The following is a 12688-nucleotide window of genomic DNA, read 5'->3' on the forward strand; positions in this document are numbered from 1 at the left end:
TCGGAACATGTGGATCCGGCTGATTCTGGGCGGGGTTCGTCAGAGGAGCGCCCATACCGCCAACCCCACCCCGAACAAGCAGAGCAACAACCCGTTCATCACGTACGTTCCGGGGTTGAACGTCTTCTGTGTGCGTACCACGACCACCCGGCGTGGGTCCTGCGGGTCGTATCGCGCCACCACCTCGAAGCCCACCCACAGCGAGTGCTGATCCGCGTTGAGTGGCGCTCGGCGGTAAGTCTGGTTCCTCGGGCCCGCCTGGTAGCGGATCTGGGCAGGGTGAGAGGTCGGGCCCTCGCGGCGGGGCCCGCGGACGACCTCGCCCTTCGTGAGGGAACCCCGCACGCCGAGCAGGCGCACGCCCCGGTGTTCGCGCAGGCCCCGGCGGACGACGCGGAGGCCGTAGGCCAGCCACCCGGCCGCGAAGAGGAGGGCGAACGTCAGCCAAGGCTGGGACATGTCCGCCTCTCCCCCCGGTGCTCCTGAAGTCGGGTGCTGCTACGCCCCCACGCCGTGACACTCCCCATATACCCGCCCTGACCCGCACCAGCACTCGCTCGTCCTCTGCGGCGGCCAAGCCACCGCCAACCCCCGGGCCGCCAGCGTCGTCGCGTACTGGGGGAGCAGGGTCGTGTCCGACGGGGACGAGGCTTCTGAGGCTGCGAAGGCCTCGTAGGACGGGACCGTGGCGGTGACGATGCCGAGGTTCGGGGTGCCGGAGGCGGCCAGTTCGCGCAGGGACGCCTCTATCGTCGCGAGGTGCTCCTCGTGGGAGGGGTACTCGGCGGTGAGATCCGGGTACGCGGCGACCAGTTCCGCGAGTTCGGGCGCCGACCAGTGGAGGACCGCCACCGGGAAGGGGCGGGACAAGGCCTCGCGGTAGGCGCCCAGTTCGGCCTGGAGGCGGGTGATCTCGGCCTGGAGTTCCGCCGGGTTGTCCGAGCCGAGGGACCAGACCCGCTTCGGGTCGTGGAGTTCGTCCAGGGAGATCGGGGACGAGTGGAGGGTGTCGGCCAGGGCGTCCCACTCGTCGTGGGCCGCGCCCAGCATGCGGCGCACGCGATGGCGGCCGAAGAGGAGGGGGAGCGTGGAGTACGGGGGCTCCGGTACGTCCGTCAGGAGCAGGACCGCTCCCTCGGTGAAGGTGTCCTGCGCCGCTTCCAGCTCGTCGTGCGACTCCAGGGCCTCCGCCACGATCACCCAGGGGGCCGGGTCACGGGGGGCCGCGGCCCTGACTCCGTCGATGATCGCGCGTGCCTCGGCCTCGTGGTCGTACTCCCACAGGTTCGAGGCCTTGAGGGCGCGTACCAGATACGGCCCCTCCAAGGGGGTGTCCGAGGCGAGGAGGCGGTCGTAGAGAGTGGTGGCGCCGGGGCGGTCGCCGGCCAGTTCGAGGTGAGCCGCAGCCTGCAGAAGCAGGTGCTCGGCGTCCTCCGGATAGAGGCCGGCGGTCCGCTCCAGGCGAGCCGCTTCGGCGGTGTGGTCGACGTTCTCGGCAGGCGTGTCGGGGCGCATGGTGGACACCGTACTGCCGCCGGGCCGCCAAGAAGAGAGACCTGCAGGCCAGAGACGCGGGAGTCCCCGACGGCATATTCCGGAACGCGTCATCGCGTCATCGCGTTGGCCGGGCGACCGGTCGGCCGACGGGCCGCTGCGGCTCGTGCCGCAGCGGCCCCTCACCCCCGCCTCAAACCACCACCCCGTCCACCTGCACCGTCTGTACCGCCCCCGCCGCGAAGGGCACCGCGAGGGACTTGCCGGTCAGGTAGGTGTCCGAATGGGGTGTGTAGAGGTCGCCGCCGCCGGAGGTCAGGGTGTTCCAGCGGGGGACCAGGCCGCCCGTGCCGCCGGTGACCGTGGTGAAGCGGGAGAGGTCGAAGGTCAGGGTCTGGGCCGACGCGGCCTTGTTCGCCGCGACGATCACCAGACGCTTCGCCGTCGCGTCGTACGCCGCCACCGCGTAGTCCACGCCCGTGTCCACGATCGTCATCCCCGGGCGGATGTGGCGGCTGAACTGGGCCATCACATAGAGCTTCGTCTCCACCGCGCCGGCCGTCAGGGTGCTCGCGTCGTACTTGATCATGCCCCAGCCCGCCGTCGGGTCCATCACCTGCCAGTAGACCCAGGCGGTCGGGTGCAGCCAGCGGAAGTCGAGGAGGAGGTTGCTCGCCAGGGTCAGTCCGGTGCCGTCGCCGTCGCCGTACTCGGAGTTCCACAGCGCCTTGCCGGAGGAGGTCACGGCATCCGTGTAGAGGAGGTCCCGGCGGCCGCCCGAACCCTGGTAGCCGTGCACGTTGACCCGGTTGACCAGGCCCTTGGTCGTCGAGCCGAAGGAGTTCCACGTCGTCCGGGCCAGGTCGTAGCTCGTCTCGTCCGACGCGGAGATCTTGGTTCCCGTCAGGCCCCGCTTGTCCAACTCGCTGCGCAGATAGGGGAGTACGGCCGCCTGGACGGACGCGTCCATGTGGCAGCCCTCCTGCGTGCCGGTGGACGTCCACCAGCTGGAGGCGGGCTCGTTGAACGCCTCCACGGTGGCGAAGTTCACGCCCCAGTTCGTCTTCGCGTAGAGCGCGACCGCCGCGAGGTGGGAGGCGTGCTGGCGGTAGTTCCAGGACTGGAGGTTGTTGCCGCCGCCGGACGCGCCCGACGGATTGTGGTTCAGACACATCCACCACATCGGGGAGTTGGCGAACAGCTCGCTCGACGCGCCGCGTGCCGTCGCCTTGGTGAGGGCGGCGCGCTGGGTGGCGTCCGCCGTCCATTTCCAGGCCGCCGATGTCGGGTCCTCGTTGTTCCAGTCCTGCCAGTAGCCCTCGATCTGCTTGAAGGAGGGGATGTTGGCGGAGGCGGTCATGCTCTCGCCGCCCACGGTGTTCCAGCTGCAGGCGCCGAGGTTGTAGCGGGCGATGGTCATCCCCAGGCCGGGGCGTGAAGCGCCGTTGTACGTGGTCGACTTGGTGGTGAAGAAGAGGTCGGCGAAGTCGTCGCGGGCGCCGAAGACGTTGGCCCACCAGGCCAGGGAAGTGCCCCAGCCCTCCCATTTCCCGTACGTCGTGGCGGGGTTGACGGCGATCGTCGCGTCCGCGCGGGCGGTGCCCGTCGCCAGGGCGCCGCCGAGGGCCGTACCGCCCGCGGCGGCCAGAAGTGTTCTGCGTCGGATCATGGCTGGCTTCTCCGTCCGTCTGAAGCGCAACTCCCGGTCGTCCCACCGGAGTTGGCCGTCGGATTACGACTCGACTTCGGCTCGGCCGCCGGTTCGTCCCCACCGGCGCTCGCCCGTCCCGCTGATGCCATCAGGAAGCATCGGGTGTGGCGTGTGGGGTTGTCGAGAGTTGTGACAGCCCTTTCTAAAACCGGTGGAGAAAGCATGCGCGGGAGCGGCGGCTCTCATGGGGAGGGCTCATCCGTGGGGCGCCGAGCCTCTTCGTCCGGCGGCTCTCCTGGGGGAGGGGCCCGTCCGTGGAGCGCCGAGCCTCTTCGTTCGGCGCCTCTTCGCCAGGAGCCCCGGTACCGGGCGCCGGGGCGTCGCCGCGTACGGATGCCGCGCGGGGCTGGTGAGTTGGCGGGGTGCCGCCTATCGTGCGGCCCGGCGAAGGGGGCGTACGGATGCGGGCTCCGGGGATCGTGCACCACGGCACGCGGCGACGGCGGGCCGCGTACCGGCGCGCGGTCTGGAGCGGCGCCGAGGTGCTCGTCACCGTCGGAGTGGTGCTGCTCCTCCTGGTCGTGCACCAGGTGTGGTGGACCAACCGGCAGGCGCAGCACAACGCGGAGCGCAAGGTGCAGGCGCTGGAGCGGGAGTGGGGGGCTCCGGCCCCGGGGAGCGGCGACCCCGACGCGAGCGCAGGTCCGGGCGCGGGGAAGAACGGGGAGGGGAAGAGCGCGGAGGGGAAGAGCGGTGCCGGGCGGTCGACCGGACGGCTTTCCTCGTCCGGTGCCGGGCGGGCAGGGGCCGACAGTGGCCGGACGCGGCCCCGTTGGTCGCAGGCCTACGCCGTCCTCGGCATTCCCCGCCTCTCCCTCCGGGTGCCCGTCGCCGAGGGTGTCAGCAAGCCGGACGTCCTCAACAAGGGCTACGTCGGCCACTACAAGGGCACCCAACAGCCGGGTCAGGCGGGGAACTTCGCGCTCGCCGGGCACCGGAACACGCACGGGGAGCCGTTCCGGTACCTCCCGAGGCTCCGGCACGGCGACACGATCACCGTCGAGACGAGGACCGCCGTCTACACGTACACCGTCGACCGGACGCTCCCGCAGACCTCCCCGCGGGACGGCGGGGTGATCCGCCCGGTGCCCCGCAGCACCGTCCGGCCGTCGTACGGGTACAGCGAGCCCGGGTACTACATCACGCTCACGACGTGCACCCCCGAGTACACCTCCAGGTACCGCATGGCGGTGTGGGGGAAGCTCACCGCCATGCGGCCCCGCTGACCCGGACCCAGCCCTGCTGACCCGGCCCCGGACCCGGCCTGCTGACCCGGCCCCGCTGTCCCGGTCCCGCCGAGTCAGGCCAGAGCCGCCGACTCGAGCAACCCCGCCGACGCAGGCCAGGCCCCCTGACTCGCGCAGGCCTGCCGACTGACGCGACCCTGCCGACCGACTCCAGGCCCGCCGAATCGCGCCAGACCTCGCGATTCACGCCGGCGCGGCCGGCCTACGCCCGGTCCCGCAGCACCAGCACGCTCGCCGCCGCCAGTGCGGCGAGCCCCGCCGAGACGGCGATCGCGATGTCCGCGCCGTGCGCCGGTCCGCCGGTGGAGGTGACGAGGGCGATCGTGAGGGCGACCCCGGCGCACGAACCGATGTAGCGGAAGGTCTGCTGGGCGCCCGAGCCCATCGCGGCGCGGGTCGCGGGCACGGATTCGACGGCGAGCAGTGGCAGTGCGGCGTTGAGCAGGCCGCTGCCCACCCCGGAGATGACGAAGCCCGGGAGCAGACGGGCCCAGGAGTCGGCCCCGACCGCGCCCAGCATCGTCAGGACACCGGCCGCGTGCAGCGCGAAGCCGAGGGCGAGCTGATGGCGGTGGGAGACCCGGCCGGCGAGACGGCGGGCCTGGAGAGCGACGGTGAAGGAGAGGCCCGACCACAGCAGGAACAGCCACGCGGTGTCCATCGCGGAGAGCCCGAGCGTCCGCTGGAGCAGCGCCGGCAGGAAGCTGAACAGGCCGATCACCGCGAGCCCCATGAAGAGCCCGCCCGCGGACGAGGCGAGGAAACGGCGGTGGCGGAGCAGACCGAGGTCGATCATGGGCGTCCCGGTACGGCGTTCGACGGCGACGAACACGGCCATCAGGACGAGGAACGCCGCCAGCAGCAGGCCCACCGGCGCGCGCAGCCAGCCGTCGCGGCCCAGCGTCAGCGCGGCCACCAGTGACACCAGCGCCAGGCCGAAGGTCAGCGCCCCCGCGAGGTCGGGACGGCCGCCGCGGGGTGCGCGGGACTCGGTCAGGGCCCGGGTTCCGAGAAGGGCGACCACCAGGGCGGCGGCGCCCAGGACGGCGTACGCCATCCGCCAGTTCCAGCCCGCTATGGCCCCCGCGAGGAGCGGGCCCACCGCGATGCCGCCGCTCACGAACGCGCCCCACACCCCCGTCGCGTGCAGTCGGCCCCGCGGCGTCGGGAAGGCGTGCACGATCAGCCCCAGGCTGCTCGCGAGGATCGCCGCGCTCGCCGCGCCCTGCGCGATGCGGGTCAGGGTGAACAGCCAGGTCGAGCCCGCGAGCGCGCCGAGGGCTGTGGTGACGCCGAGGGCGACGGTGCCGGCCAGGAAGATCCGGCGGCGGCCGTAGTCGTCCGCGAGACTCCCCGCGACCAGGAGCAGCGCGGCCAGGCCCAGCGGGGTGCCGTTGAGCAGCCACGCCTGGGCGGAGACCGAGGTGTGCAGCGCGGCCGCGGTGTCCGGGAGCGTGACCATCGGGGCCGTGTACGTCATCAGGGCCACGGCGGTGGCGGCACTGGTCAGGGCGAGGGTCGGGGTGGCCCGCGGAGACCTCTCCGCCGGAGCGGCCACCGAGGACGCCGACGCCGGAGAGGCCGGGGCGGCCGGAGAGGGCGCGGAGCCCGAACCGGTCGGCGGGGTCGCCGTCACGGCGCCCCTGGAGGACGCGGTGGCGTGGTCGGGCTGTGTGCTGGTGTCGGTCCGGTCGAGCCGGGTCATGGCCTGCCCCTTCGAAACGGCGGAACATCCGTACGGTGGCGCTGTAAGTTCGGTCATTGAACCTACCGCTGGAGTAGACCGTAACACCCAAGGTTCGTTCACTGAACCAACATGTCGAAAAGTGGCTACAGTGGGGTCATGGCTCTGGGCAAGGACTACGCGACGCAGGAGTGCTCGATCGCCCGCGCGCTGGAGATCGTCGGCGAGCGCTGGACGCTCCTCGTCGTCCGCGACGCGCTCTACGGCGTACGGCGCTACAACGACTTCCTCGTGCACCTCGGCATCCCGCGCGCCGTGCTCGCGGCCCGCCTCCAGACGCTCACCACCGAGGGCATCCTCGAGAAGCGCCGCTACCAGGAGTCGCCGCCGCGCGACGAGTACGTCCTCACCGATCGCGGCATCGCCCTGTGGCCCACTCTGCGCTCGCTCGGCCTGTGGGGCCGCGAGCACTTCGACGAGACCCGGCTGCGTTACTTCCGGCACGCCGCCTGCGGTACGGAGCTCGGCCCGTACGGCGAATGCCCCGCCTGCGCCATGGTCGTGCCCGTCCCCGACGTCGAGATGACACCGGGCCCCGGGCTCGACCGTGACCCGGCGGATCCGGTCAGCCGGGCCCTGCTGGGGCCGAAGCGGCTGCTGGAGCCGATCGAGACGGACTCCCAGAAGCAGGCCGGGGCGGTTGCCGCCCGGAGGTCTGCCGGGGAGGGGCTTCGGGAATCGGCCGGGGAGGGCCTTCGGGAATCGGCCGGGGTGGGCCATCGGGAGTCGGTCGGAGCGGACCGGCGGGAGTCGGCCGGAACCGCCCACCGGGAGTCGGCCTGAACTGACCAGCCGGTGTCGGTCGGAACGGACCAGCCGGAGTCGGTCGGGGTGGACCGCCGGAAGTCGGTCGGGGTGGACCGGCGGGGGTCGGCCGGGGCCGAATCCGGGGGGTCGGTCGAGAGGCATCCTGTATAACGAACGGAAGGGCACGCGCACCACGTACGAGAGGAGGGGCAGCCGATGATCCGGACCTGGGCCGACGCCCGCCCCGCCGGCGTACTGCTGCTCCTGCTCCTCGAGGTGGCCCTGCTCGACACCGGCAGCCTCACCGCCACCGTCGCGCTCGCCGCCACCGCCGCGGCCGGGTCCGCCTTCGCCGCGTGCTCCCTCATCGTGTCGCGCTGCGCGTCCCCCGTGCCGCCCACCCGGGTGCGCACGGCCATCCGTGACCGCGCCCGACGCACGGCCTTCCTGTCGCAACGCGATCCGGACGCCAGTGGCCGGCCGCGGCCCAGGGCCCCGGGGCACGCCCTCCCGGCGACCGCGTAGGGCACCCCTTCAGCTCTCCACCCCCGGTGACTCTCCACCCGGGTGGGCTCTCCATCCCAGGTGACCCCGCGCGGGTCGTCATGCCGCATTCCGTCATCCCGGCACGACGAGACCCCCGGAGGGCTCACCCATGTCCACGTTCATGTCCGCTTTCGCGCACCTGGTCGAGCGGTTCGCCGACCTGCTCCAGCCGTTGTTCCACGCCTCGTCGGCCGCTGCCGCGATCGTCCTGTTCACCGCGCTCGTGCGACTGCTCGTGCATCCCCTGTCGCGGGCGGCGGCGCGGGGGCAGCGGGCGCGCGCGGCGCTTCAGCCGCAGATCGCACAGCTGCGCAAGAAACACGGGAAGGACCCCGAGAAGCTCCAGAAGGCGCTGATGGAGCTGCACGCCGCGGAGAAGGTGTCGCCGCTCTCCGGATGCCTGCCCAGCCTGCTCCAGATGCCGGCCTTCTTCCTCCTCTACCACCTCTTCTCCAGCTCGACGATCGGCGGCGAGGCCAACGCCCTGCTCGGGCACACGCTGTCCGACGCGCCGCTCGGGGGCCGGTGGGCGGACGCGCTCGGCGACGGCGGGCTCTTCGGGCCGGCCGGCCTCGTCTACCTGGCCCTCTTCGCCGTCGTCGCGGCCGTGGCCACCTTCAATTACTCCCGGACGAAGCGGATGACCGCCTCCGCGCCCGTGGTGGGCGACGGCGAGCAGGTGCCCGGGCTCGCCTCCGTCACCAAGCTCATGCCGTTCATGTCCTTCTTCACGCTGTTCACCGTGGCCGTCGTGCCGCTGGCGGCCGCGCTGTACGTGGTGACCAGTACGACCTGGAGCGCGGTGGAGCGGGCGGTGCTCTACCGGGACATGCCGGGGGCCGCGCCCGCGACCGCGGCTCTCGTCTGACGGGGTTTCCTCGGTGCTGGTCTGACGAGTCTTCCTCCGCAGGCCGGGCGCAGGTGCGGCGCAGGTGCGAGCGGTCCAGTCCGTGAACGGGGTCTTGCGGACTGGACAGCATGCTTGGAGGATCGACCAGTCCTCCGATGGCTGCACCCGTCGGTCGACGGCCCGCGATCGAGGGAGATGGTGACCATGAAGCTGCTGCGAGTCGGTACGGCCGGGGCGGAGCGGCCCGCGTTGCTCGACACCGAGGGGACCCTGCGGGATCTGTCGGGCGTCGTCGCCGACATCGACGGGGCGCTGCTCGCCGACGGCGCGGCGCTCGGTCGCGTCCGGTCCGCCGCCGAGGCCGGTGAGCTGCCCGCGCTGGACCCGGCCGGACTGCGCGTCGGACCGCCGCTGGCCCGGATCGGCAAGGTCGTGTGCATCGGGCTCAACTACCACGACCACGCCCGGGAGATCGGCGCCAAGGCGCCCGCCGAGCCGGTGATCTTCTTCAAGGCCGCGGACACCGTGGTCGGGCCGAACGACACCGTGCTCGTACCGCGCGGGTCGGTGAAGACCGACTGGGAGGTCGAGCTGGCGGTCGTCATCGGCCGTACCGCCCGCTATCTGGAGTCCGAGGAGGAGGCGCTCGCCCATGTCGCCGGGTACGCGGTGGCGCACGACGTCTCCGAGCGCGAGTTCCAGATCGAGCGGGGCGGCACCTGGGACAAGGGCAAGAACTGCGAGACGTTCAACCCGCTGGGTCCGTGGCTGGTGACCGCGGACGAGGTCCCGGACCCGCAGGCCCTGTCGCTGAAGCTCTGGGTGAACGGTGAGCTGAAGCAGGACGGCACGACGGCCGAGCAGATCTTCCCGGTGGCCGAGGTCGTCCGCTACGTGAGCCAGTTCATGACGCTGTACCCCGGCGATGTCATCAACACCGGTACGCCGGCCGGGGTGGCGCTCGGTCAGCCCGAGCCGAAGCCGTTCCTGCGGGCGGGTGACGTGGTGGAGCTGGAGATCGGGGGGCTGGGGCGGCAGCGGCAGGAACTCAAGAACGCGTAAGCGCTCCGCTTGGTTTGCGGTTGGGGTCCGCTGGGGCGGGGGTGTGCTGTCCGCCTCGGGACCGCTGTGGCTGGGTGCGCCGTTCCCCGCGCCCCCTTGGGGGTCTGGTGTCCGCCTTCGGCCACGGGTGTGTTGTGGCTGGGCGCGCAGTTCCTCGCGCCCCTCGGGGGGCCTGGTGGCTGCTTTCGGCCGCGGGTCCGTCGTGGCTGGTCGCGCCGTTCCCCGCGCCCCTTGACGAGGCCGCTGTCCGTGGTGATCTGCGGGCTCCCCGCGCCCCTGGTCGGGGCGCGGGGGTGGCGTGCTAGGCGGAGAGGAACTTTTCCAGGGCCTCGATCACCATCTTGTGGTCCTCGACCTGGGGGAGGCCCGATACGACCACCGTGCCGATGACGCCCGCGTCCGTCACGGCGATCGGGAACGCGCCACCGTGGGCCGCGTACGTGTCGGGGTCCAGGCGCGAGGACTCCTCGAAGGTCGTGCCCTTGGCGCGGAAGCGGGAGCCGACCAGGAGCGAGGAACAGCCGTAGCGCTCGACGACGCGGCGCTTGCGGTCGATCCAGGCGTCGTTGTCCGGGGTCGAACCCGGCAGCGCCGCGTGGAAGAGCTGCTGGCCCCCGCGGCGGATGTCGACGGCGACCGGCGCCTCGCGCTCGCGGGCGAGCTCGACGAGGAGCGTGCCGAGGGCCCAGGCGTCGTCGTGGGTGAAGCGGGGGAGCGTCAGACGGCGCTCCTGCTCCTCCAGCTCGGTGATCAGCTCGGCGATCTCCGGTGCGGGCGCGTTCACAGGGACACCACCACTCCCTCGTGGGCGGAGCGGCGCGCCGCCTCCAGGACGTCGAGGGCGGCCGCGGCCTCGTGCGCGGTCACCGGGTTGGGGCCGCCGTCACGGATGGCGGCGGCGACGGCCGCGTAGTACGCCGGGTACGCGCCCGGGACCGTGGGCTCGGGGCGGCCGCCGCCGGTCAGCGGGGACTCGCCGGAGCCGACGCGGCCCCACAGGGCCTCCGGCTCGATGCCCCACTCGGCCGTGGCGCCGGGCCGCTTGCCCTCGCGCAGGTCGGCCTCCTGCGGGTCGAGGCCGTACTTGACGTACCCCGCCTGCGAGCCGAGGACGCGGAGGCGCGGGCCGAGCTGCGCGGTCGTCGCGGAGACGTAGAGGTGGGAGCGGACCCCGCTCGTGTGCGTGATCGCGAAGAACGTGTCGTCGTCGGTGAGCGCGCCGGGGCGGCGGATGTCCGACTCGGCGTACACCGAGGCCGCGGGGCCGAAGAGGACGAGCGCCTGGTCGACGAGATGGCTGCCGAGGTCGTAGAGGAGACCTCCGATCTCTGCCGGGTCGCCGGACTCGCGCCAGCCGCCCTTCGGCTGCGGGCGCCAGCGCTCGAAACGCGACTCGAAGCGCCAGACGTCGCCCAGCTCGCCCTCGGCGATCAGCTTGCGGAGCGTCAGGAAGTCGTTGTCCCAGCGGCGGTTCTGGAAGACGGAGAGCAGCAGGCCGCGCTCGTCGGCCAGGGCGGCCAGCTCGCGGGCCTCCGCCGCCGTACCGGCGATGGGCTTGTCCACGACCACGGGGATGCCGGCCTTCAGGGCGGCGGTCGCGATCGGGACATGGGTCTTGTTCGGGGTCGCGATGACGATCAGGTCGAGCTCGTCGGCGCGTGCCAGCAGTTCGTCCGGCGTGGCGGCGAAGCGGAGTCCGTCGCCGAACTCGGCGCGGGCCTGCGCCTGGCGCTCCGGATGGGAGGTGACGACCGTGTCGAGGGTGAGGCCCTCGGTCGTGGCGATCAGCGGGGCGTGGAAAACGGAACCCGCGAGGCCGTAGCCGACGAGACCCACGCGGAGGGGCGTACCAGTCATGCCTGTCATGGGTCCTACTTTCGCAACGCTGTTGCCAAAGTGCAAGCGCGGGGGACAATGGGTGATGTGAACAGGACCAAAGTGGGTGGGGCCGGGGTGTCGGGGATTCCAGGGAACCAAGGTGTTCCCGGAAATCCGGGAACCGGCGCGGGTGCCGGGGCGGCCGGGGTGAATCTGCCCGCCCTGCGCAGTCACAACGCCGCGCTGGTGCTCGATCTGCTGCGCACGGCGGGGGCCGCCGGCATCAGCCGTCTCGAACTCGCCGAGCGGACCGGACTGACCCCGCAGGCCGTCAGCAAGATCACCGCGCGGCTGCGGGCGGACGGTCTCGCGACGGAGGCGGGGCGCCGCGCGTCCACGGGCGGCAAGCCCCGTACGGTGCTGCGGCTGGTGCCCGAGGCGGGGCACGCGGTCGGGCTGCACCTCGACCGGGACGAGCTGACCGTGGTGCTCTGTGACCTCACCGGCGCCGTGGTGGCCGAGCGGCGCGCACCGCTGGACCTGGGGGCCGGGGCCGACGCGGTGGTCGATGGGGCGGCCGGGGAGGTCTCGGCCCTGCTCGGCGGGGTGTCGCCGCTGGGTGTGGGGGTCGCGCTGCCGGGGCCCCTCGATCACAGCTCGGGGGTGCTGCACCGGGTCACGGGTTTCCCCGAGTGGGACGGGTTCGCGCTGCGGGACGCGCTGGCCGGGCGGATCGGGCTGCCGGTGGTGGTGGACAAGGACACCAACGCGGCGGCACTCGGCGTCGCGGTGGGGTCCGGCACCGGCGCCGGCACCGGCTTCTCCGGCGGCGGATCCTTCGCGTATCTGCATCTCGGTACGGGCCTCGGAGCCGGGCTCGTGCTCGGTGGGGTCGTGCACCGGGGGACCCGTACCGGGGCCGGGGAGTTCGGGCACCAGGTCATCCAGCTGGACGGGCCGCTGTGCGAGTGCGGGAACCGGGGATGCATCGAGGTGCTGTGTCTGGACGCGGTGGGGCGCGGGACCGTGGACGAGGCGGCCCGGGTGCTCGGCGCCGGAGCGGCGAATCTGGTGGGGCTGCTGGACATCGACCTCGTCCTGCTGGGCGGGCGCACGGTCGCGGCCCACGAGGAGGTCTTCGTGCGCGGCGTCGGCGCCGTCCTGGAGGAACGGGCCCGGCGCGAAGGGGGCGGCGCCGCGGTGCCGGTCCGGGTGGCCCCCGGTGGGGCACGCGGAGTGGCCGAGGGCGCGGCCCAACTCCTGCTGGCCCCGCTGTTCGGCCGGGGAGAGGGCTGAGCGAGGGGGTGCGGGCGGCCGGGCCGGTGGGACGGCCGGGCGGACGAGGATGCGGGCAGCTCGGTGGGGAGCCGACCAGGCGGAGGGGATGTGGGTTGGGCCTCGCGGGTGGCCGGGCGGAGGCCCCGCGCTTGAGCCCCGGGCACGTCGGCTGAGCGGAGGGGATGTGGGCT

The 12688-nt window shown here is 72.7% G+C and carries 11 protein-coding genes and 1 pseudogene; 6 read left to right on the forward strand and 6 right to left on the reverse strand.

From position 1 onward, the window contains the following. Window positions 1–39: 39 nt before the first annotated feature. From OOK38_RS18130 to OOK38_RS18140, 3 genes are all read right to left on the reverse strand, one after another. Window positions 40–459, reverse strand: a complete 420-nt coding sequence (locus tag OOK38_RS18130) for a DUF3592 domain-containing protein (RefSeq protein WP_266759169.1) — start codon at window positions 457–459, stop codon at window positions 40–42. A 39-nt stretch (window positions 460–498) separates the two neighbouring features. Beyond that, the gene (locus OOK38_RS18135) at window positions 499–1515 is read right to left on the reverse strand and encodes an SEC-C domain-containing protein (protein WP_266759168.1); all 1017 of its coding nucleotides are present in this window, start codon (window positions 1513–1515) and stop codon (window positions 499–501) included. A 172-nt stretch (window positions 1516–1687) separates the two neighbouring features. Then, window positions 1688–3163, reverse strand: a complete 1476-nt coding sequence (locus OOK38_RS18140) for a beta-1,6-galactanase (protein ID WP_266759167.1) — start codon at window positions 3161–3163, stop codon at window positions 1688–1690. Window positions 3164–3606: 443 nt separating this feature from the next. Between OOK38_RS18140 and OOK38_RS18145 the strand changes: the two genes are divergently transcribed. Then, window positions 3607–4431 (forward strand): class E sortase, encoded by an 825-nt coding sequence (locus tag OOK38_RS18145; RefSeq protein ID WP_266759166.1) that lies wholly within the window; start codon window positions 3607–3609, stop codon window positions 4429–4431. A 223-nt stretch (window positions 4432–4654) separates the two neighbouring features. Here the strand turns inward: OOK38_RS18145 and OOK38_RS18150 are convergent, their stop codons facing one another. Then, window positions 4655–6157 carry an MFS transporter gene (locus tag OOK38_RS18150; RefSeq protein ID WP_266759165.1) on the reverse strand — a complete coding sequence of 501 codons (1503 nt, stop codon included), beginning with the start codon at window positions 6155–6157 and terminating at the stop codon, window positions 4655–4657. A gap of 138 nt (window positions 6158–6295) precedes the next feature. Here OOK38_RS18150 and OOK38_RS18155 point away from each other — a divergent pair. From OOK38_RS18155 to OOK38_RS18170, 4 genes and pseudogenes are all read left to right on the forward strand, one after another. Continuing rightward, window positions 6296–6808, forward strand: a pseudogene (locus tag OOK38_RS18155) (winged helix-turn-helix transcriptional regulator); the annotation flags it as partial. Between the two features lie 351 nt (window positions 6809–7159). Continuing rightward, on the forward strand, window positions 7160–7468 hold the full coding sequence (locus OOK38_RS18160; RefSeq protein ID WP_266759164.1) for a DUF6412 domain-containing protein: 309 nt from the start codon (window positions 7160–7162) through the stop codon (window positions 7466–7468). A gap of 130 nt (window positions 7469–7598) precedes the next feature. Beyond that, window positions 7599–8357: a membrane protein insertase YidC gene (locus tag OOK38_RS18165; RefSeq protein WP_266759163.1), complete on the forward strand. Its 759-nt coding sequence runs from the start codon at window positions 7599–7601 to the stop codon at window positions 8355–8357. 186 nt (window positions 8358–8543) lie between these two features. Then, window positions 8544–9401 carry a fumarylacetoacetate hydrolase family protein gene (locus tag OOK38_RS18170; protein ID WP_266759162.1) on the forward strand — a complete coding sequence of 286 codons (858 nt, stop codon included), beginning with the start codon at window positions 8544–8546 and terminating at the stop codon, window positions 9399–9401. A gap of 301 nt (window positions 9402–9702) precedes the next feature. On the opposite strand, the gene OOK38_RS18175 is transcribed toward OOK38_RS18170, so the two are convergent. Both OOK38_RS18175 and OOK38_RS18180 read right to left on the reverse strand, forming a co-directional pair. Continuing rightward, window positions 9703–10185, reverse strand: a complete 483-nt coding sequence (locus OOK38_RS18175; RefSeq protein ID WP_266759161.1) for a heme-degrading domain-containing protein — start codon at window positions 10183–10185, stop codon at window positions 9703–9705. After that, window positions 10182–11267 carry a Gfo/Idh/MocA family oxidoreductase gene (locus OOK38_RS18180; protein WP_266759160.1) on the reverse strand — a complete coding sequence of 362 codons (1086 nt, stop codon included), beginning with the start codon at window positions 11265–11267 and terminating at the stop codon, window positions 10182–10184. Before OOK38_RS18180 ends, OOK38_RS18175 begins: the two co-directional genes overlap by 4 nt. Before the next feature lie 48 nt (window positions 11268–11315). Here OOK38_RS18180 and OOK38_RS18185 point away from each other — a divergent pair, with 48 nt between their 5' ends. Then, a complete protein-coding gene (locus OOK38_RS18185; protein ID WP_266759159.1) occupies window positions 11316–12515 on the forward strand; it encodes an ROK family transcriptional regulator in 1200 nt (399 codons plus the stop codon). Window positions 12516–12688 lie beyond the last annotated feature (173 nt).

The organism is Streptomyces sp. NBC_00568 (assembly GCF_026341855.1).
Lineage (GTDB): Bacteria > Actinomycetota > Actinomycetes > Streptomycetales > Streptomycetaceae > Streptomyces.